Annotated in this window: 17 protein-coding genes; 9 read left to right on the top strand and 8 right to left on the bottom strand. The window is 41.8% G+C overall.

Going from position 1 to position 20,685, the window contains the following annotated elements:
• The first annotated feature begins 559 nt into the window (after positions 1 to 559).
• The 7 genes from ACWPW6_RS00915 to ACWPW6_RS00885 all read left to right on the top strand — a co-directional run bounded on the left by ACWPW6_RS00915 (position 560) and on the right by ACWPW6_RS00885 (position 9,200).
• Entirely contained in the window at positions 560 to 1,156 is a 597-nt protein-coding gene (locus ACWPW6_RS00915) for an ankyrin repeat domain-containing protein (RefSeq protein ID WP_154621901.1), read from the top strand.
• 18 nt (positions 1,157 to 1,174) lie between these two features.
• Positions 1,175 to 2,098: a DUF2877 domain-containing protein gene (locus tag ACWPW6_RS00910; RefSeq protein WP_163860503.1), complete on the top strand. Its 924-nt coding sequence runs from the start codon at positions 1,175 to 1,177 to the stop codon at positions 2,096 to 2,098.
• Positions 2,088 to 3,638 carry an acyl-CoA synthetase FdrA gene (fdrA, locus tag ACWPW6_RS00905; RefSeq protein ID WP_163860502.1) on the top strand — a complete coding sequence of 517 codons (1,551 nt, stop codon included), beginning with the start codon at positions 2,088 to 2,090 and terminating at the stop codon, positions 3,636 to 3,638. Before ACWPW6_RS00910 ends, fdrA begins: the two co-directional genes overlap by 11 nt.
• Entirely contained in the window at positions 3,638 to 5,053 is a 1,416-nt protein-coding gene (locus tag ACWPW6_RS00900; protein WP_247047418.1) for a YlbE family protein, read from the top strand. The genes fdrA and ACWPW6_RS00900 overlap by 1 nt, the downstream gene beginning before the upstream one ends.
• 123 nt (positions 5,054 to 5,176) lie before the next feature.
• Positions 5,177 to 6,739, top strand: coding sequence for a xanthine permease (locus ACWPW6_RS00895; RefSeq protein ID WP_454209249.1), 1,563 nt, complete (start codon positions 5,177 to 5,179; stop codon positions 6,737 to 6,739).
• 71 nt (positions 6,740 to 6,810) lie between these two features.
• Positions 6,811 to 7,761: a carbamate kinase family protein gene (locus ACWPW6_RS00890; protein ID WP_154623678.1), complete on the top strand. Its 951-nt coding sequence runs from the start codon at positions 6,811 to 6,813 to the stop codon at positions 7,759 to 7,761.
• A gap of 62 nt (positions 7,762 to 7,823) precedes the next feature.
• Positions 7,824 to 9,200: an amidohydrolase family protein gene (locus ACWPW6_RS00885; RefSeq protein ID WP_196713909.1), complete on the top strand. Its 1,377-nt coding sequence runs from the start codon at positions 7,824 to 7,826 to the stop codon at positions 9,198 to 9,200.
• A 56-nt stretch (positions 9,201 to 9,256) separates the two neighbouring features.
• Here ACWPW6_RS00885 and ACWPW6_RS00880 read toward each other — a convergent pair whose 3' ends face one another.
• Positions 9,257 to 9,844: an RBBP9/YdeN family alpha/beta hydrolase gene (locus tag ACWPW6_RS00880; RefSeq protein ID WP_154623686.1), complete on the bottom strand. Its 588-nt coding sequence runs from the start codon at positions 9,842 to 9,844 to the stop codon at positions 9,257 to 9,259.
• Positions 9,845 to 10,023: 179 nt separating this feature from the next.
• On the opposite strand from ACWPW6_RS00880, the gene ACWPW6_RS00875 reads away from it, so the two are divergent.
• Positions 10,024 to 10,836, top strand: coding sequence for a hypothetical protein (locus tag ACWPW6_RS00875; RefSeq protein ID WP_249999648.1), 813 nt, complete (start codon positions 10,024 to 10,026; stop codon positions 10,834 to 10,836).
• A gap of 51 nt (positions 10,837 to 10,887) precedes the next feature.
• On the opposite strand, the gene uxuA is transcribed toward ACWPW6_RS00875, so the two are convergent.
• Together uxuA and ACWPW6_RS00865 are read right to left on the bottom strand one after the other, a co-directional pair.
• Positions 10,888 to 12,078: a mannonate dehydratase gene (gene uxuA, locus ACWPW6_RS00870; protein WP_154623681.1), complete on the bottom strand. Its 1,191-nt coding sequence runs from the start codon at positions 12,076 to 12,078 to the stop codon at positions 10,888 to 10,890.
• Positions 12,079 to 12,122: 44 nt separating this feature from the next.
• The gene (locus tag ACWPW6_RS00865) at positions 12,123 to 13,433 is read right to left on the bottom strand and encodes an MFS transporter (RefSeq protein WP_163860500.1); all 1,311 of its coding nucleotides are present in this window, start codon (positions 13,431 to 13,433) and stop codon (positions 12,123 to 12,125) included.
• A 215-nt stretch (positions 13,434 to 13,648) separates the two neighbouring features.
• Between ACWPW6_RS00865 and ACWPW6_RS00860 the strand changes: the two genes are divergently transcribed.
• Entirely contained in the window at positions 13,649 to 14,365 is a 717-nt protein-coding gene (locus tag ACWPW6_RS00860) for a FadR/GntR family transcriptional regulator (RefSeq protein WP_154623683.1), read from the top strand.
• A gap of 50 nt (positions 14,366 to 14,415) precedes the next feature.
• Here the strand turns inward: ACWPW6_RS00860 and uhpT are convergent, their stop codons facing one another.
• From uhpT to ACWPW6_RS00835, 5 genes are all read right to left on the bottom strand, one after another.
• On the bottom strand, positions 14,416 to 15,816 hold the full coding sequence (gene uhpT / locus ACWPW6_RS00855; RefSeq protein WP_163860499.1) for a hexose-6-phosphate:phosphate antiporter: 1,401 nt from the start codon (positions 15,814 to 15,816) through the stop codon (positions 14,416 to 14,418).
• A gap of 29 nt (positions 15,817 to 15,845) precedes the next feature.
• The gene (locus ACWPW6_RS00850) at positions 15,846 to 16,634 is read right to left on the bottom strand and encodes an inositol monophosphatase family protein (RefSeq protein ID WP_230085850.1); all 789 of its coding nucleotides are present in this window, start codon (positions 16,632 to 16,634) and stop codon (positions 15,846 to 15,848) included.
• A 583-nt stretch (positions 16,635 to 17,217) separates the two neighbouring features.
• Positions 17,218 to 17,478 (bottom strand): acyl carrier protein, encoded by a 261-nt coding sequence (locus tag ACWPW6_RS00845; protein WP_154624771.1) that lies wholly within the window; start codon positions 17,476 to 17,478, stop codon positions 17,218 to 17,220.
• Positions 17,475 to 19,502, bottom strand: a complete 2,028-nt coding sequence (locus tag ACWPW6_RS00840; protein ID WP_249999646.1) for a hypothetical protein — start codon at positions 19,500 to 19,502, stop codon at positions 17,475 to 17,477. Before ACWPW6_RS00840 ends, ACWPW6_RS00845 begins: the two co-directional genes overlap by 4 nt.
• Before the next feature lie 186 nt (positions 19,503 to 19,688).
• Positions 19,689 to 20,681: a hypothetical protein gene (locus ACWPW6_RS00835; protein ID WP_249999645.1), complete on the bottom strand. Its 993-nt coding sequence runs from the start codon at positions 20,679 to 20,681 to the stop codon at positions 19,689 to 19,691.
• Positions 20,682 to 20,685: the final 4 nt, after the last annotated feature.

Genomic DNA, 20,685 nt, shown 5'->3' with positions numbered 1-20,685 from the left:
GTTATTTATCAAGCATTTTTTCAAGGTTAACAGAAATCGGCATACATACCGAGCGATAAAAAATTTTTGCTTTTTTGGCAAAAACCGATGTAATACGAAACCAACTATTTATAACCAAAATAGCTAATCTTATTGAAATGAATAATAAAAAATTCTATTAACAATCTCGCTGATCTCGATCAACTCTTTTACATTGTTAACAGTTTAAAAACTTTTAATTTGAGTTATATCACAAAATTGATTAAATCCTTTTTTCCCCTTTTCATTAGCAAACAAAATTTCATTATATTGCTTATTTTTTATCCAAAAACACGGCAAAAGCGACAAAAAATCATGCTATCACGCACAAAAAATCGTTATTGTTGATTTAAAATCAACAATAAAAGTAGCTATTGATGAATTAATTTTAAATGGATTCTATTTATCTCACCTGCTTGCTATGCTTAATTCATCATAAATATGCCCATAACGCTTCATTTACTTGGGTCACATTTAAATATTGTCTTTATCTATTTCGTTATTTGATGCTGAAATCAAATAATTTAATAAGGGGAAAAACATGACATTAGAGCAAGAGTTTTTATCCGCAGCAGAACAAGGCAACCTAGATTTATTAAAAAACTGCCTGAAAAAGGGCGTTGATATCAATACAACCAACCGCCAAGGCCGTACTGCTATTGTGAATGCAAGTCTCAATAAACATTATGAGTGTGTGACTTTCCTGATTAATGCAGGTGCAGATATTAATAAACAAGACCAAACATGTTTTAATCCTTTTTTATTAAGTTGCTTAAATAATGATTTAACATTACTACGCATCGTACTCCCCGCTAAGCCAAACCTTGATTTATTGACTCGCTTTGGTGGTGTGGGCATCACGCCTGCAAGCGAAAAAGGCCATGTCGACATTGTGCGAGAATTGCTCGAAAAAACAGATATTAATGTTAACCACACAAACTTTGTCGGTTGGACACCACTACTGGAAGCGATCGTGCTGAATGATGGCGGTGAAAAACAGCAGCAGATTGTCAAAATGTTGCTAGAGCACGGTGCCAACCCGCATATGACCGACAAATACGGTAAAAAACCATTAGAGTTAGCGCGCGAAAAAGGCTATCACGAAATTGCTGAATTATTGATAGCAGCCGGTGCATAGTGCATTACAAGGAGGCTTGTGAATAACATCAAGACTCAACGACAACAACTGCATGGACTCTCGGCTGATATAACATTTTTCAATCTGTTAAATCAGCCTTCATTATCAGGCCACATAGAACAGGTTTTCCGTAAGGCGATCAATATTTCGATTAATCATTCACTTTTTACCTTACTGAGCTCCGAATTAGATAATGCCCCTAACAGTTGTCGATTATTGAATAGTGATCTTTCTCAATTAAATATCAAAGAAGGAGAAAACGTTTATTTATCGGATAAAAAAATTTATTTTGGCGACCATTACTTTCTGTCATTCTCTTTATGTCATCAATGGCAGCCTAATAATATTAGTTTTATTCCAGAGAAAATAAATAGCGACGACTATTTTACATTTTTAAATTTTAATATTAATGAAATAGATAAACTATTGAATAAAAGTGGTCACGCTTTATTGAGTTATCATGGGTGTAATTTATTTTATTCTAGTCTCGCTAACAAATTAAATTTATTACGTAACGAATTAATCGATTCATTAAAGAAAGCAGAGCATCAAAACTTGCCTGTTATTATCCAACAATTTGTTGGGCTCGGGATTGGTCTTACTCCTTCAGGGGATGACTATTTAGTTGGATTAATGGCGTTTTTATTACTCAAGCATCACCCAGCACAGCATCTACACCCTTTTTTTGAACAAGGTATCCGCCGTGCCAAAGATGCCACCACTAAAATTAGTGCTATCACCTTAGAAAAGGCGCTCAATCGCGAATATAGAGAAAACTTGCTGCAACTTATTCAGATGTTAGTAACAGCAGATGAGAGAAATATTTATCCGCAGTATCAAAAGATTTTAGATATCGGGTCTAGTTCGGGTAGCGACATGTTATTTGGCATTCGTGATGCTTTGTACCTTACCCATTATTTTGGAGAAAAGTATGTCGACTAAAGTTGTCATCAAAAAGAATACCTATTTTGATTCTGTATCATTGATGTCTATTTCCACAAAAGCTAACCAACTCGACAACGTTGAGCAGGCATTTGTGGCCATGGCAACAGAAATGAATAAAGGTGTACTGAAAAACCTAGGGTTATTATCCGCTGAATTGGAAGCAGCCAAAAACGGCGACTTGATGATTGTCATTAAAGGCACGAGTGATGAAGCAAATGAAGCAACACTCATCGCGATTGAAGAGCTGTTCAATAAGAAAAACCAAGGTGGCTCACAACATGAAGCTAAATATGCCACGATTCATTCCGCACATAGCCACATCCCAGACAGCAACCTAGCGGTCATTTCTGTTAATGGTCAATTTGCTGCTCGTGAAGCACGCATCGCACTTGAAAATGATCTTAACGTCATGCTGTTCTCTGATAATGTCTCAATCGATGATGAATTCGCGTTAAAACAACTCGCTAGCAGTAAAGGCCTATTGATGATGGGTCCGGATTGCGGTACTGCAATCATCAATGGTGCAGCACTATGCTTTGGCAATAGCGTTCGTCGCGGTAGTATCGGTATTATCGGTGCATCCGGAACAGGCAGCCAAGAGCTCAGTGTCCGTATTCATGAATTTGGCGCTGGGATTTCACAACTGATCGGAACGGGTGGACGTGATCTCAGTGAAAAGATCGGCGGGATCATGATGATTGATGCGCTGAAAATGCTGGATGAGGATGATGAAACTCAAGTGATCGTCTTAGTTTCTAAACCACCAGCGGCGGCCGTTGCCAAAAAAGTCTTAACTCAAGCAGAAAAATGCCACAAACCGGTTGTCGTTTGTTTTCTCGGTAATCAACCCACGCCAGAAGATAAACCCGGTTTAAGCTTCGCAAAAGGAACTAAAGAGGCGGCACTAAAAGCGGTGCTTCTCACTGGCGTCAAAGAAGAAGAGTTGGATTTGCATTCGTTGAATTGGCCTCTAATTGAAGAAGTGAGAGCAAAACTATCACCCACACAAAAATATATTCGCGGCCTTTTTTGTGGCGGCACGTTATGTGATGAAGCCATGTTTGCTGCACTCGAAAAATATGATGATGTCTACAGTAATATTCAACCGAACCCTGATTACCGCTTAAAAGATCTCAACAAAAGTGTTGCCCATACTTTCCTTGACTTTGGTGATGATGATTTTACCAATGGCAAACCTCACCCAATGATCGACCCAACCAACCGCATAGAGCGTTTACTGCAAGAAGCGCGCGACCCTGAAGTCGGTGTTATCGTCATGGACTTTGTTCTGGGTTACGGCTCTCATGCAGACCCTGTTGGGGTGATGATTGATGCTATCAAAGCAGCAAAAGAGATTGCGAAACAAGATAACCGTGAACTGGTGATCCTCGGGTATGTTTTAGGCACTGATCAAGATACACCATCAATGGATGCACAGGTGAAAATGCTCACTGATGCAGGTGTCATTTGGGCGAGTAGTAGCACCAACACCGGTTTGTTAGCGCGTGAATTTGTCTGGAAAGGGGAGAAAGCATAATGACTTCATTATTTAAACAACCATTAAATGTGATTAATGTGGGCATTGAAATGTTTAGCGATGACCTGAAAAAACAACATGTTCCCGTAACACATTTGAATTGGACACCGCCTGGGCAAGGTAACGTTGCCGTCATCCGTGCATTAGACAAAATTGAAAGTAACGCCGCATTACAAGAAAAGATTGCAGCGGCTAACGCGCAAGCCTTGGAACGTATCATTCAATCACAACCGATGTTGGTCGGCTATGATCAAGCCATTAATGTTGTACCAGGAATGACCAAGAATACTATTTTACACGCAGGTCCTCCTGTTGAGTGGAAAGACATGTGCGGTGCGATGAAAGGCGCGGTGACAGGCGCATTAGTATTTGAAGGTCTAGCGAAAGATTTAGCGGATGCTGAACGTGTTGCCGCTTCTGGTGAGATCATTTTCTCCCCTTGTCACGAACACGACTGTGTAGGCTCCATGGCGGGAGTGACCTCTGCCTCCATGTTTATGCACATTGTTGAAAACAAAACGTATGGTAATCGCGCTTTCACTAACCTTAGTGAGCAAATGGCAAAAATTTTGCGGATGGGGGCCAATGACCAAAGTGTTATCGACCGCTTGAACTGGATGCGTGATGTTTTAGGTCCAATGCTACGTGACGCGATGAAGCTCGCTGGTGAAATAGACCTGCGCTTAATGTTAGCGCAATCCCTGCATATGGGGGATGAATGTCATAACCGTAATAATGCAGGCACCACACTGCTCATCCAAGCATTAACACCGTATATCATCCAAACTGATTTTTCTGTTGCTCAACAAAAAGAAGTATTTGATTTTGTGGCAAGTAGTGATTATTTCTCAGGCCCAACTTGGATGGCGATGTGTAAAGCGGCAATGGATGCGGCACATGGTATCGAATACAGCACCGTCGTCACGACCATGGCACGTAACGGTTATGAGTTCGGTTTACGTATCAGTGGGCTACCGGGCCAATGGTTTACGGGTCCATCGCAACAAGTGATTGGTCCTATGTTTGCAGGTTATAAACCTGAAGACTCTGGCCTCGATATTGGAGACTCCGCAATTACTGAGACTTATGGTATTGGTGGCTTCGCCATGGCAACAGCGCCTGCCATTGTTGCTCTCGTCGGAGGTACCGTTGAAGAAGCTATTGATTTTTCAAGGCAGATGCGTGAAATCACTTTAGGTGAAAACCCAAATGTGACAATTCCTCTGCTTGGCTTTATGGGTATTCCTACTGCCATTGATATCACTAAGGTTGCCGCCAGCGGTATCCTTCCGGTCATCAATACCGCAATTGCCCATAAAGATGCAGGTATCGGTATGATTGGGGCGGGTATTGTTCACCCTCCGTTTGATTGCTTTGAAAAAGCGATGTTGTCTTACGCCGAAAAATACGCCTAGTCACACAGATAATAAGCCCAACTTCGGTTGGGCAATCCAGACTAATGAGTTGTGATTCACCAGAGCAAATAGGGTTTTTAATTATGACTGCCCCCGCAGTCTCTTCTTTGAAGGATACATTCCATGAGTGTAACGAAACTAAAGTGGAAACGTGGTGACTGGGCGGCCTACTTCGGGCTAATGACCAATAACTTAACTAATCTGCTCACAATGATGGGACTCCTGATCTTTGTCGTCGGTATCCCAAAAGATATTGTTTATGGACGTATTGCACCCGCTTTTGGTTTTGCCGTCTTACTTGCGAGTGTCAGCTATGCTTATTTTGGCCAGCAACTTGCCAAACAAACTGGGCGCGACGATGTTACCGCACTACCGTCTGGCCCAAGTGCACCCTCTATTTTTACCGTCACCTTTTTAGTCATCATGCCAGTCTATCAAACTACGCAAAATGCGGAGTTTGCCATTCAGATTGCACTGGTTTGGTGTTTTGTGGAATCAATGATCCTTGTTGGTGGCTCATTCCTCGGTGAAACGATCCGTAAAATGATCCCTCGCACTGTCTTGCTTTCCTGTTTATCTGGGCTAGGTTTGCTGTTACTGGCCATGAACCCAATGCTACAAGCATTTGAAGCCCCGACCGTCTCATTTGTCGTTTTACTGCTCATCTTTATCAACTGGTTTGGTAAAAAACCGATCTTTGCCCGTATACCGACAGGCTTATTGCTTCTGATCGCAGGTACCGTATTGGCATGGATTTCAGGATTACAAAGCCCTGCTGCGATTAAATCCTCCGTCGAGTCATTTGGATTTAACCCACCAGGCATCCATATTGATAGCTTTTTACAAGGTCTACCGCACGCGCTGCCTTACTTAGCTTCCGCGGTTCCATTAGGCTTAGCAAACTATATCTTTGACCTCGAAAATATTGAGAGTGCCCACGCTGCTGGTGATGAATACAATACACGTAAGGTCATGCTAGCCAATGGTTTATCATCAACTGTAGGTTGCTTTATGGGGAACCCATTCCCCGTGACGGTGTACGTAGGTCATGCGGGTTGGAAAGCCATGGGAGCCAGTATTGGCTATACGTTAGCTTCTGGGATCACTATGTTCATCGTTCCGTTATTTGGTTTGGGGGCTTTCATGTTAGCCATTATTCCAATGACAGCGATCGTACCTATTCTGGTGTTTATCGGGGTTGTTACGGCGAACCAAGTGGTGCGAGAAACACCCAAGATTGAAGTCCCCGTTATCTTTATTTGTTTATTCCCTTGGATTGCCAACTGGGCACTGACCATGATGAATAGCATGATGGGAGCAGCAGGGACTTCAGCGGCGCAGATCGGAACCGATGTATTGTTGAGCAAAGGGGTGTATTACCAAGGTCTCGTACACCTCGGCAATGGTGCACCGCTAGCCAGTATGCTGTGGGGCTGTATTGCTATCTTCGCCATTCTTAATCAACCACTACGTGGTGCAATTGCTGCTGCCGTCGGCGCACTACTCGTATTCTTCGGAATCATTCATTCGCCAATGGTAGGAATAGCACAAGGCTCAGCCTTGATGTTTGTATACGCTTACCTCATGATGGCGGGCTTATTTGTCATGAAATACTTTTTGGATAAAGGCAAAACAACAGAAGAGCAACAACCTGAAAAAGCTGAAAAAATCAGTAAATCAGTGTGATGCCACTAACCTCCGATTGTCGGTGTGCCTAGCACACCGACTCTAACACTCTGTATCAGGATACAATAACAATGAAAGAACTCGTGGTTGTTGCCATCGGGGGCAACAGTATTATCAAAGATAACAACAGCCAGTCGATTGATTCTCAAGAAAAAGCCGTACAAGAAGTGGCTACCCATATCTGTGACATGCTTGAAGGAAACTATAATATCGTTTTAACTCATGGAAATGGGCCACAAGTCGGATTGGATTTACGCCGCGCTGAAATCGCACATACCGTTGAAGGGCTACCTTTGACACCATTAGCCAATTGTGTCGCCGATACCCAAGGGGGAATTGGTTATTTAATCCAACAAGCACTGACTAACGCATTGGTGACGCGCCATAATCGTCAAGCGGTCACTGTAGTCACTCAAGTTGAAGTCGATAAAAATGATCCCAATTTTCAATCGCCAACCAAGCCTATAGGGGCATTTTTCAGCGCTGAACAGGCCGAGAAATTGCAACAAGCAAACCCTGATTGGCATTTTGTTGAAGACTCAGGACGTGGATACCGCCGTGTAGTCGCATCACCCGAGCCCAAAAGTGTCGTCGAATCCGCGGCTATCCGTACATTAACTGAAAATGACTATGTTGTTATTGCCGCTGGTGGTGGTGGGATCCCTGTGGTCAAAAATGGCCATGGAGGCTTTCAAAGTGTCGATGCCGTTATCGATAAAGATTTATCCACAACGCTACTCGCAAAAGAGTTACAAGCCGATATTTTGATCATCACAACAGGGGTTGAAAAAGTCTGTATTTACTTTGGAACACCAGAACAAAAGGAACTTGGAGAAACCACGACAACCGCGATGCAACGCTATATGCGTGAAGGGCATTTCCCCGCTGGAAGTATGCTACCGAAAATAGAAGCTAGCCTGTCGTTTCTCGCCAACGGTGGCAAGCGAGTGATTATTACCTCACCTGAAAAATTGCCGCAAGCCTTACGCGGCGAAACAGGTACTCATATTATTCAAGGCTAACTTCACACCATTTCAGGTTGCGACGTTCAGCAACCTGAAAACTGCCTAATTAAGGAGTTTCTATGCAATCCAACAGAAGAGAGTTCCTTTCTACGAGTGCAAAACTGGCTGCGACTTGCACGCTATTTGGTGCGATGTCAGGTATTGCTATCGCTGAAACCGATTCAGTCCCATCAAGCACGACGTCAAAGATTACAGATAGCCACTATTATCTTGATAATGTGTTACTTGAGACAGGGTTTAACTATCGTGATAATACTGTCGTCGGCACGAAAACAGCGTTACACACGCTCGAGATCAAGCAAGGTAAAATCGTGGCTATCCTGCCAAATACACAACATCAGAATAGCCAATTAGCCGCATACAGTGCGAATAATAAGCTTATGCTCCCCGCTTTTCGCGATATGCATATTCACCTTGATAAAACTTTTTATGGTGGTCCTTGGCAGGCTCCTGAATCACGTGAAGGCAAAACCATACTGGATATGATTGCACTGGAGCAAAAATTACTCCCTGAGTTACAACCTTACACACAAGAGCGTGCTCACGCGCTGATCAGCTTGATCCAATCTAAGGGATCAACTATCGCGCGTAGCCATTGTAATATCGAACCCGTTTCAGGGCTTAAAAATCTTGAGGCTCTCATACAGGTTCTTGATAAACATCAGCAGGACCTAACCTGTGAAATCGTCGCTTTCCCACAACATGGCTTGCTATTATCCAAATCAGAACCTTTAATGCGTGAAGCAATGCAAGCGGGGGCACATTATGTTGGTGGACTCGATCCAACTCACGTCGATGGTGCGATGGAAAAATCACTCGATACCCTGTTCCAAATTGCATTGGATTACAATAAAGGCGTTGATATTCATCTTCATGAAACCAGCCCTGCGGGCTTAGCAGCCATTAATTATATGATTGATACTGTGGATAAAAACCGCAGTTTACGCGGTAAAGTCACTATCAGCCATGCCTTTGCTCTCACAACGTTGACACCAGAGCAAGCCAACACCACAGCGCAGCGCCTTGCTGAGCAACAGATTAGCATCGCCACTACGGTTCCTATCGGTACATTACATATGCCATTGAAAATACTGAATGAACACGGTGTATTTGTGATGTCTGGAACCGATAGCGTTATTGACCATTGGTCTCCTTTTGGCCTAGGCGACATGTTAGAAAAAGCCAATTTATACGCTCAACTTTACACGCGCCCAGATGAACATGCTCTATCACGTTCACTCGCAATCGCGACGGGGAATACATTGCCATTGGATAACAAAGGCAAGCAAGTGTGGCCAGTTGCAGGCGACGATGCCAGCTTTGTCCTCGTGGATGCTTCTTGTTCTGCTGAAGCGGTTGCACGCATTTCACCAAGGCAAGCCAGCTTCCACAAAGGGAACTTAGCTTCCGGCTCAATTGAGAAGAGAGTAGGCTAACTGTTTGTCCAAAAAGACGGGGGTTCAACTCCCGCCGTCTTACTGGTTGGGCATCGCTAGCAACGCCAATTTTTTAACAGTGCCAATATCAGTGGAAACTCACAAAACCCTTCCCTATCGAGAAAGTGTCCTGCATTTTCCACCGTAATAACCTCTGTTTCTAAATTATCCGCTAATGTTCTCGATGACTGCGGGGAAACAATCTGATCATTATTTGAGATCACAGAAACGCGATAGTCAGCTAATGATTTCAAATAAGGGTAATCGAATATAAACTCAGTATGAGGTTTCAATTCAGGCAATGTTTTTTGCTCATCAGTAAAACCAGAAACGAAGATATAACCACCTACCCGCTGTCGCTGCTCCGCGAGGAAACGTAATACGCTAACACAACCAAGACTATGACCGATCAACACCGTATTTGTGTCCAATTTAATATTTGCATCCAGTAAAAACTGCAACCATCGTTGGGGATCAGGCGCTTGTGGATCAGGCATAGCAGGAACGAATACGCTAGCCCCACACTGCTCAAGCTGTGCTTTTAACCAAGGAAACCAATTTTTCTCAGGCGATGCCGTATAACCATGCACAATAATGACTTTTTTATTGTTTAAATTTTCATGCTGAAGATTTTCACCACTCATCATTCGGTTCCTTTTATCAGTACTGAGTAGGCTGTACATTAAGATAGCGTCAAATAAAGACCATCTATACTAAAACGTTTTCAGGTAAAACTGATGCGTTTTTTGGTAATTATCTCATTATTATTATTCAGCAAATCTTTATAATTCTCTAAAAATTAACATAAATGGATATTTTACCTGTGCAAAATAATCTTCAACTTTCAGATAAAGTTTTAAACGCCTTCCCACAACGATCACTAAAATTAACACCACTATCAGGCGATGGCGGCATGATTCGTTCGCTATTTTTGATTGTGTTCCTAGTCGCATTAACCGCATTCAGTGCGTATCAGCTACCTAACATCGCTTATGACTATAAAATTGGCCAGAATGCCGTTCCCGTTGATGCGGATATTGATGGCTCCTGCAAAACGAACTTATTGGTGATCACCAACTGTAAAGTTGAGTTGCGTTATAAACACAATGTCGTCTCCCATGACTTCACTTTCGTAGGATTGAACGGTGGAGACATTGCAGTCATGCCACTCATGGATGCGACAGATCCGTCAAAGCTAACCGTAGATGTTGCTGTCGATAATGTCATGCTTCGCTTTGTTACCACTATTGCATTAATTGGCTTATTTATTTTTTGTATCTTCTTTTTTATTCGTGCCCAAATACGCATCAGCAAAATAAGAAAAGAGTTATTATCTGTCGGGAGCCAGCCTTTGCAACTGATGGCTATCCCTGCCAAGGTCATTAATGCCAATCGACAAATCATTGCCACTTATCAGCGTGAATTGAATGGGAAACAAATATCGACAGGTTATTCAGGCAAGAAAACAAGTGCACCTATCGTTTTAGAATCAAATGGTAAAACTTATGTGCTCGCGGTGGCCAGTGCCCAGCAGAATATTCCTTATGTACTTGACTTCCCGATGCAGCGTATTCAAGCAACCCCTGAAGAAGTGCAGCATTTTCATAATGTGTTGCAGGAAGAAGGGATAATTTAATTGTTACTAAAGAGGTTGGGCTAGCCTGCCCAACCTTCCTAGCAAATGCAATTATTTTAAATCGGGGAAAAACACGCGTTTAATCGCTAATTCAACACCACGTACCTCTGCCAATCCCTTCAAACGTCCAATCGCAGAATAACCTGGATTGGTTTTCTTTTTCAGATCATCCAACATTTGATGACCGTGGTCAGGACGCATTGGAATACGACGCATGTTACCTGCTTTTTGGCGACGATTTTCTTCTGTTAAAATCGCTTTCACGACGGCAAACATATCCACATCCCCCCCTAGGTGAGCGGCCTCATGGAAGGTTTTCGGATTATCTTCCCGACAGGTTGAACGCAAATGAGTGAAATGAATACGATCACCAAATTGCTCAATCATTTTAACTAAATCGTTATCACTTCTTACACCGTAAGAACCGGTACACATGGTAAAACCATTGTGAATACTATCCACTGTATCTTTCAGCCATTGCATATCTTCAATGGTAGAAACAATCCGCGGTAACCCTAAAATTGGACGTGGTGGATCATCCGGATGAATAGCCATTTTCACACCCACTTCTTCAGCGACGGGGATAATCGCCTTTAAGAAGTACGCCATATTTTCACGTAGCTTCGCCTTGTCAATACCCGCATATGTTTTCAAATGGGCTTTAAATTGTTCAAGAGTATAGCCTTCTTCCGCCCCAGGTAAGCCCGCAATAATATTTCCAACCAGTTTATTAATATCGGCTTGGCTCATCGCTTCATAATAGGCTTTCGCTTGAGCGATTTCCTCTTGACTGTAATCTTGTTCTGCCCCCTCGCGCTGTAGCAAATACAGCTCAAATGCGGCAAATGCAATTTGGTCAAAACGTAATGCTTTTGAACCGTCTGGTAATTCGTATTCTAAATCTGTGCGAGTCCAATCAAGCACTGGCATAAAGTTATAACACACGGTATCAATGCCACAGGCGGCCAAATGACGAATCGATTGTTGGTAGTTCGCAATATGCTGCTCATAATCGCCACTGTGTGTTTTGATTTCTTCATGAACAGGAATACTTTCCACGACAGACCAAACAAGGCCCGCCGCTTCAATTTCTGCTTTACGCTTTTGAATTTCTTCAATACTCCACACCTGACCATTCGGAATATGATGCAGTGCTGTCACGATGCCCGTAGCCCCTGCTTGACGTATATCACTCAAAGAAACCGGGTCATTAGGGCCATACCAACGCCATGTTTGTTCCATATCACTCACCTCAAAAATGTGGGCACCGTATCGTGCCCTTAAATTTATTGTGTAACAGTTTCTTCGATCGGTGCTTTAACGATGAAGAAGTAAGCTAATGCGCCCGCGAATGTCACCATAGAGCAAACGATTAGCGCCCAATTAAATGAACCCGTGGTGTCTAATACCCAACCAGTAACAATCGGTGCGAATGACGCAAAAATGAAGCTACCAAAGTTTTGGATACTACTGACGGAAGCGACCATTTTGCTAGGCGTCACCACTTGCACTAATCCCCAGCAAGAAGTGCCAGCAAAATGCACAAAGAACAGCGCTAAACTGATAAATGCGACCGCCATAGTGGTGGAAGTCGATTGCACAACTAAGAGCGTGCAAGCCGCGGAACAAATCAGTCCTAAACAGATTAAAATTTTGCGGCTATTCATTAATGAATAACCTTTTTTTGCTAAGCGGTCTGCCACCATGCCATTGACTAACATACCGAGCGAACCGAATAAGAATGGAATTGCGGCAACCCATCCCGTATTCGCGAGACTTAATCCCCGTTCTGCCTGTAAATACCCCGGCAACCAAGCAAGATATAGCCATCCCGTATAGTTCACACCACTGAAACCTAAAATCATTCCCCAAACAGTACGCTTTTTGAACAAGGCGCCCCACTCTTTAAGCGTCACTTTCTGTTTTGGGGTTTCATCACGGCCGGAATTGAGATATTTCAAATCGTCTTCTGACAGCTTTAATGACTCACGGTTGCGATAATACGCATACCAACAAATACCAATCAGAATGCCTGCAACCCCGATGATGATAAACATCATTCGCCAGCCAAAAGCCAACATGAGCGCAACTAAGATTGGTGGAGCAAAAGCTTGGCCAATCGTCGTAGAGGAGTTAAATATTCCCATCGGAATACCTCGCTCTTTCGCGCTAAACCAATCATTAACGACCTTTACACCACTCGGCATAAAGGGCGCTTCACCCACTCCGAGGCCAATTCGTAATGCAATAAATTGCCAAAAGTTTTGGATCAAACCCGCCATGCCTTGCATTGTTGACCAAAAAATCAACCCTGCGCCTAAAACAATACGAGGTCCAAATTTATCGAGTAATAAACCTGATGGTAGCTGTGAAATACCGTAAGACAATGAAAAAGCAGATAATAAAACACCGAATTGAGTTGCTGAAAGCCCTAAATCAGCACGAATCGCTTCGTTAGCAACCGAAAGCGAACCTCGGTCAAGGAAATTAATGATCCCTGCCAAAAACAGCAGCAGTAACGAGATACGTTGAATTTTCTTAATCCTGGCGGTTTTTGCAATATTATCGGGTGTTATGTCAGATGCTGAACTCTGCATAGTTACATCCTCAAAAAAGTAATTATAATTGTATGATACCTGAATGACTGGTGGCTCGATTGTCAGGTGGTCAGGCCGGTATTATAGTTATTGAATTTGAAAAAAATTAACTTGATATGGCTCACAAATCTGTTTTTTTATCATTCAGATTAGTAGCTAGCAGCGATTAGAGCGTATGATATGTGGCGATAGGATGAGAATACCGAGGAATTAACATGGCATTAGCCCCACTGAAAGTTGAACGATTGTACCGCCAGATCTCAAACCTTATTATTGAGTGTATAAAACGTGGCGATTTCAACGCAGGAGAGCCGTTGCCTTCTGAGCGAGAACTTGCAAAACAGATGGAAGTCAGCCGATCATCCATCCGTGAAGCCTTTATTGCATTAGAAATGACAGGTTGGATTGAAATTCGAGTTGGAAATGGTGTTTATGTCGCCAATCCATTACCACAGGTTGAATCTAAAAAAGAAACCGTCAGTGCAACACCAGAAAAAGATGAAACCGAATTCAGCTTACGTGATTTGTTGAAAGCGAGGCAATCTTTCGAAACTATGATTGCAGAACTCGCAGCTCGTAATGCAACAGATGAGCAATGCGCTGAATTACAAGAAATAATGAAAGATCTCATCAAGCAGAAAGACAATGACGAAAACTTTTTGCGCGAAGATAAACGTTTTCATTTGCTGATCAGTGAAATGACAGGAAATGAAGTGTTGCATAGTATGATGGAACATCTGTGGGATATGCGCCAATCAACACGTTTTATCCGCATGGAATCTCACTATGCCGATATTGATTTACCCAAAACGATGAACGAAGATCACCAATTAATCGTCAATGCGATTCTAGATAGAAATCCAAAAGAAGCAGCAAGATGCATGCATGACCACTTACAGCATGTCTATGAATGTTTCTTCAACATCGAATAACATTGATCAAAAAACGCCCCCATCTTATCGATGGGGGAGTCACCACACTTTTACTGAATGAGTCGATTATCGCGACGGATCTTGCGTTCTTCATAGATAGCCACGACACCCAGCATCACTATCCCTACTGCGGTTGCAGCAAATAACAGATAGAAAGTATCCGACCAGCCATGAAGTGTAAATCCACCTACCGAGATACCGTTGCCAGTTGGGTCTGCGATACGAGAAACTAGGACTTTAGCCATCCCATCACCGAATAAGTAACCAAAAAAGCCCGGAATTGAGTTAACCACCGCCGTTGCACACTTAGGTGCAAAGCCAATGATTGAAATACCAATCAAAATCACAGGTCCGAAAATAAAGAAGCCTTCAAAAAAGAGTGCAATATAAATGCCCCAGACACTGGACATATTTTGGTAAGCAATTAATGGGAAGATGACGGAGATCATACATAACATACCGAGTAATGCACGGCGTCCCCCCATTTTATCGGAGACATACCCCCAAGTGAGTGAGCCTAAAAATCCCCCTAATTCGAGCGCTGTAATCGTACCAATAGCAGAGATATCATCCCAATCAAGTGCCATTTTAACGTAGGCGACACTCCAGTTATCGACACCAATACGAATGGTATACACACAGAGGTTAGCCAAGCATAGAAACCAAACTGCCGGATTTTTCAGAACATATTTGATGAAAATTTCTGACTTTGACATACTTTCTGCGGCGGTATCATCTTTAGAAACTGGCTCGTCAAAAATTTCTTCTGGTGTGTTCCAACCTAATTCTGATGGGTCATCTTTACCAAAAAACATCCCAAACGTAGCAATGACACCCGCAAATAAAATCGGGAAAATAAACATCCCTGCCACATTACCGTTAAAAGCATATTCCATCCCGAATAAGGCGATTGGCCCAGCCAAAATAGCACCTATATTGTGTGATGCGTTCCACCAAGAGATAAACCGACCCCGATTTTTTCTGGGTGTCCAACGGTTAATGGTTGAGTTAGAGCAAGGACCTCCAGGAGCCTGAAATAACCCCGTGAGTGCCCATAAGAAAATAAAAATACCAAGAGAATGCCCTGATGACAGTAAAAACATGCCGATCGCAAATGAAGATGCACAAGACAGCATAAGTAAGAAGCTGAGTATTTTCTTCGTATTTTTGCCATCAATATAATAGGAAAGGAGCACACGGCCTAGACTATAAGTAATAGAGAAACCAAAACCCACCGTGCCCAAATCACTCAAAGTGAAATCTGTTTGTTCAATAATAAACGGGGTAGCGGCTTTAAAATTATAGCGAAGAAAATAGATCCCTGTATAAGCCAAACACATCACAAAGAATGGCTCCATAAACTTTCTTAACCATAAATCGCGTTGTACAGAGAGGGGGATTTTTCCTGTCGGTAGCCTTTTTATATCAAAAAAAGAAAATTTAGAACTCATGTTATTAGCCTTTTCGTGGTTTTATTATTTTATTCTCTAAATGATTCGAGTTGCTGATATATCTTTGGACTCGATGCCAATACATAATTTCCTTTAAGGAGAAAATTATCTTTCGCTCTATAATTATTCATAACCCCTCCGGCTTCTTGAATTAACAATAAGCCTGCAAGACAGTCCCATGAATTTAGATGAGGTTCGTAGTAACCAATTAGCTTGCCTGCGGCTACATAAGCCAACATTAATGCAGCAGAACCATTGCGGACAAACATCCCTTTTTCATGAAGTAATTTATCTAAAAAAGGAATAATGTATTTAGGTGATATGCGAGTTGAAATCCCGACACCAAGCAAACCTTCATTCAGGGATTGAACCGCATTAACTTTGATAGGTGATTGATTTAAATAAGCCCCATGACCCGCCATTGCATGAAATAATTCATCCTGTACGGGGTCATAAACAACCGCGATTTGTGTATTTTGTTGTTCATCCAAGAGGGCTATCGAAATACACCAAGAAGGCAACCCAAAAATAAATGCACTAGTACCATCAATAGGGTCAACGACCCAAGTATATTCTGATGCACCTTGTGTATAACCCCCTTCTTCACCAAATAAAGTATCGAGGGGATATTGTTGGTGAATTTTCTCACGAATAAATTGTTCAGTATTTTTATCCGCAATAGTGACTAAGTCCTGCCCATCCTCTTTTTTCTTTTCAATGTTGAGTTGGTTTCGGTCATAATAGTAGGATACCGCTAATTTGCCGGCTTCAAGAGCAACTTGGCGAATAAAAGTATATCTCGCTGAAATCGCATTCATTCCCATCTCCAGATAATGAAATTAATATTTCGAAATATATATTTAACGAATCGTATATTCTGTGATCGATTTCATGAGATGATAAATTAATGTAATTTTTATTTTATAAAATATATTTTATTGTTATCAACTTATTGTTATATAAAGAACATAAATAAAATTACTCAATTGAGGTCGTTATTTTTCATTTTCTATTTTTTATTATTTTAAAATAAATTTTTCATTTAAATCCTGAAAACACATCGTTTTATGATGACCTGACACCCACTTCCATTCGTAAAATTAACTCGCCCTTTGATAACGATTCACCAATAGCATGACTGTCTTTTGAGTTTTGATTAAATGATCTTTAACCGGCTAAATAGGATTTATTTTGTGACTGCTAATGTTGTGAAAATGCGAGTAGGGAGCTATTTTTTACTATCAATACTAAAAATATTTTTTAATAGAATAAATAAGCAGTTTAATGTGGTTAAAATTTAATATTAATTAGAAAAGAACTTAATATTCATTATTGATAGCGCGCGTGGTTCATCGTTAATATGACCCGGACATCCTTGTCATTCAGGCCATTATATACACACTATTTCAAGGTATTCCCTTGAGAAAGGTAGTCGACAATATCCTGTAATCGATACCATTTTACCCAGATACTATCGTTTAATGGTTGGCCAGTATAATTTTCAATAGCCGTAATTAACTCGAGCATTTCCAACGAATCGATATGCAAGTCTAAAATTAATGCTGAATCCATCTCAATGGGTTTATCGATACCCGAATAGGTGCGGATCGCTTTTATTTGCTCGGTAAGCCATGTTTGATGAATTAAATGACGGGTACTCATGACCCACTTCCTAATTTAAACCGCTGGTCATTGCCGATATAGTGTTTTTTCCGCGACAAATCTCTCGCCTGACCACCTGACGTCGTATATACCCTATTATCCGTATTAACCTGCCAACGATATTTCTTCTCCGTCGTATCACCATCTAATTTTTCCTTCGAGGGCGCTATCTCTCGAATAGGTTCGGCAGGCGCCTTTTCAATCTCAGAAGCTGTCATTGGCTGCTCCTCTACAACCTGTGCCACCTTCGCGTGATAGACTCCACTGATATGCCCCTTTAATGGCGTACTTGCTGTCAATTGCTCGTCCAACGGCTGTTTATTGCCTAACGATTTTTGTGTGTCTAATTCAGGATCTAATGCGTTGTTTTTCAGCTCCATGGCAGAACCCTTCGCGACATCAAGCATATTGCTTAATTCAACGGCCACTTGTTTGGCCGTATCCACCAAGCGTGAATTGCTCACCGTTTGTATATGAGCATCAAAGAGGTGATCGGTAAGTTGTGTCACATGTTCTTCCAACTGCTGGTCGCCAATGCCATCCACGGCTTTCTGCGGTGGCTCCTTCGGGTTTTGAGCAAACAGTTTTGTACTCTCAGTATTCGAGTCACCCGCCCGATACCGCTGCCTTTCCAAAGGATTTGTACTTTGGTTAAATCCCCGACTGGTGAGCACAAACGGGTTGATTTTTTGGATGTTTGATAGCCATTTTCCCTCCGCTGTACGTGTATATCCCCCCACTTGTTGCTGTCGATAAGAGGACGCCGGTGCTTGTTTTTCTTGGTTGGATTGCAGCAAAGGCGCTGCCTTACCCTCTACTGGCTGCCGTGTCGTCTCTGATAGTTCATCACTCGGTTTATCTTTTAACGGCTGCTGAGAAGGCGCGTTATAGTCAGTCTGAACCACATTATTCTGTGGTAACGAGCCACTTCCTTTAACTGTTTTTCCTTCATCGTTGAGCTGAACATGCAATTCAGTTCGGTAGCTTGTCGGCGCATCTGCCGCCGATGCTGCACTTTTGGGCGTAACGGTTTGACTCTGGGCTGTCGGTAACGTGGTGACACCGTCAATGGTTACCGTTGCTGTCGCATTAGCATAATGATTCGACGTATCAGAGACCTTATTAATGCAATGAGGGCATGCATAGTTATTGGTTATATAATAATTATTGATGACCGGTGCTGATGCTTGGTCGCTGGTACGATACGGCATACCATCCACATCATCTGGCTGCGGTGAGGCGGCAGAAGATAGCGGGACATTTCTCTGAGTGACCGGAGGCTTTTCGGTCATTTTTGATTCAGGTGACGACAATGCGGCTGGGGTCGTTGGCACATTCAAACAGATTGTCTCAATATGCTCCTCTAAGGCACGAAATCCTTGTTCCAAGCAGGCATTTTTATCTACCCAGAGATTATGTTTTTGATAAGCTTGCATCGCGTTATCAAAGCGCGCCGTTTTGCCTTGCAGCAGTGAGCCCGTTAAAAAATGAGTGACCAATGTTGCATCATCAACAGACTGTTCAGGCGACAGCCCCGCCATCGATTTTAGTTGGCTATCCGTGTAATTTTCATTCAGCTTTGCCTTGATAGCAGGTGTAACATACTCAGCTAAAAAGCGCTGTTTAAGGGTATTGGCCTGATTGGGCAACTTAGCTAAGATATTTTGTAACTCTTTACTGAGAGATTGACTTGCTACTGCTTTTGACTTCTCCGATGCAGCCGAAACCACTTTTGCCGTATGCTTGATTAAGGCAGGGGTTATTTCCTCTCTATTTAATAATGAAAAGGAGGTTAATACGGCATTAATATGATTTCTATCTTCCTGTAAGATATGATGAATACTCTCAGGAGTGATATGATACTTTAAGGCTTCACTGCCTAACATCTCTGCTATTTTATTCGCTTTAACATCATTCAGTTGTCGATGTAACGCGATACTATCCGCTTGAATAGCCATAGTTTGTTTAGCTTGTAGCGGCGAGGTTTCTGCTACACTAGAAACATTCCCAATATGATTTGCCATGAACATATTTTGGCTAGTGACACCCACTCTTTTAGTCGAATGTGTATCTATATAGCTATTGAAAGACGCTAATGAATTTGGTCGCATAGAATATTACTCTTCATTATATTTCTATCATTAATATCTGAAGGTAATGAGATATAATATGATTATATCTCATTTAAATAATGGGAAAATTAAAACTAATTAGGTATTGGCAAAAGCAACATTATATTGAAATAGGTCTTTTAATAATTGAATTAACAACTGAGTCAGTGTCTCAAAATGGCTATTATCTTGTCGAAAGGTTTCTAATAAACGCGATACGCTATTATTAACCGCATTCTTTTTACTATCTATCGCCGTTTGCATACTTTGGAAAGTCTGCACCATCATCTCCCCTTCTGGCGTACTCGCCCCCATGATTGGATTAACGGTTTCATAAATATCTTTTATCGGCTGCATATCAGGATAAATATAGATAGTGTGATCTATTTCTTTAACTAAAAAGCCTTGCCCATTCAATTTTTTTTGCCAAAAAGCTAACATACCCGGTTTGCTATCAAAGCGAGCCATTGGCTTAATCACATTATTAATGTTATCTATGCTTAAACTGTGCTTCCAAAAATTTTTAGTGTGCGCATAAGTATAATCTTGCAAACTATCCTTTAGTAAATTAAAAAACTTTTGCTTATTAAACTTAATATAACCATTACTACCACTATCTAAACATTGGCTAATCGCGCCCAACCCCTTATTAACTTTTTCCATAAACTGGGTTGCCGCTTTAGTAATTTCACCAAAACTTTTCTGATAATCTAAATTCACATCGTTAATGACATTAAAAATACTGGTTATATGAGATCGACCGTCTTGAATAACCTCTGCTGCAATTTTAGTGGAAGCACTATTATAGAAATCTGTGGTATTTTTTAATTCGCGCTCAACTAAGCGGGATTTTACCTTAATGTCTTCCTCCGTTTCTTGCCTATCTGTGTATTGGTAAATTTTTTCGGGTACATGCACATCATGATGTTTTAAGACTGCTTCTGCTTGCTCTTCTGGGTTCGTTGCCCTATCGACCACAAAATTCCCCCCTACTGGGCTGAGCTGTAAATTGCTCTGCGCCGTGAGTCTGTTAGCGGAAGTGGTTATGGGATTACACGGTGGGAGCATTGGATTAATTTCACTCATACTCATCGAT

This window comes from Providencia sp. Marseille-Q8014 (genome assembly GCF_965112055.1).
The sequence above is the reverse complement of the archived record's forward strand: the minus strand, read 5'-3'. Positions and strand labels throughout refer to the sequence as shown.

Bases quoted from the DNA above. Each gene is read 5' to 3' on its own strand.
- uxuA (WP_154623681.1), bottom strand. From the start codon at position 12,078: ATGGAACAAACATGGCGTTGGTATGGCCCTAATGACCCGGTTTCTTTG.
- ACWPW6_RS00890 (WP_154623678.1), top strand. From the start codon at position 6,811: ATGAAAGAACTCGTGGTTGTTGCCATCGGGGGCAACAGTATTATCAAA.
- ACWPW6_RS00860 (WP_154623683.1), top strand. From the start codon at position 13,649: ATGGCATTAGCCCCACTGAAAGTTGAACGATTGTACCGCCAGATCTCA.
- ACWPW6_RS00915 (WP_154621901.1), top strand. From the start codon at position 560: ATGACATTAGAGCAAGAGTTTTTATCCGCAGCAGAACAAGGCAACCTA.
- ACWPW6_RS00900 (WP_247047418.1), top strand. From the start codon at position 3,638: ATGACTTCATTATTTAAACAACCATTAAATGTGATTAATGTGGGCATT.
- ACWPW6_RS00850 (WP_230085850.1), bottom strand. From the start codon at position 16,634: ATGAATGCGATTTCAGCGAGATATACTTTTATTCGCCAAGTTGCTCTT.
- fdrA (WP_163860502.1), top strand. From the start codon at position 2,088: ATGTCGACTAAAGTTGTCATCAAAAAGAATACCTATTTTGATTCTGTA.
- ACWPW6_RS00865 (WP_163860500.1), bottom strand. From the start codon at position 13,433: ATGCAGAGTTCAGCATCTGACATAACACCCGATAATATTGCAAAAACC.
- uhpT (WP_163860499.1), bottom strand. From the start codon at position 15,816: ATGAGTTCTAAATTTTCTTTTTTTGATATAAAAAGGCTACCGACAGGA.
- ACWPW6_RS00845 (WP_154624771.1), bottom strand. From the start codon at position 17,478: ATGAGTACCCGTCATTTAATTCATCAAACATGGCTTACCGAGCAAATA.
- ACWPW6_RS00885 (WP_196713909.1), top strand. From the start codon at position 7,824: ATGCAATCCAACAGAAGAGAGTTCCTTTCTACGAGTGCAAAACTGGCT.
- ACWPW6_RS00840 (WP_249999646.1), bottom strand. From the start codon at position 19,502: ATGGCAAATCATATTGGGAATGTTTCTAGTGTAGCAGAAACCTCGCCG.
- ACWPW6_RS00880 (WP_154623686.1), bottom strand. From the start codon at position 9,844: ATGAGTGGTGAAAATCTTCAGCATGAAAATTTAAACAATAAAAAAGTC.
- ACWPW6_RS00895 (WP_454209249.1), top strand. From the start codon at position 5,177: ATGAGTGTAACGAAACTAAAGTGGAAACGTGGTGACTGGGCGGCCTAC.
- ACWPW6_RS00835 (WP_249999645.1), bottom strand. From the start codon at position 20,681: ATGAGTATGAGTGAAATTAATCCAATGCTCCCACCGTGTAATCCCATA.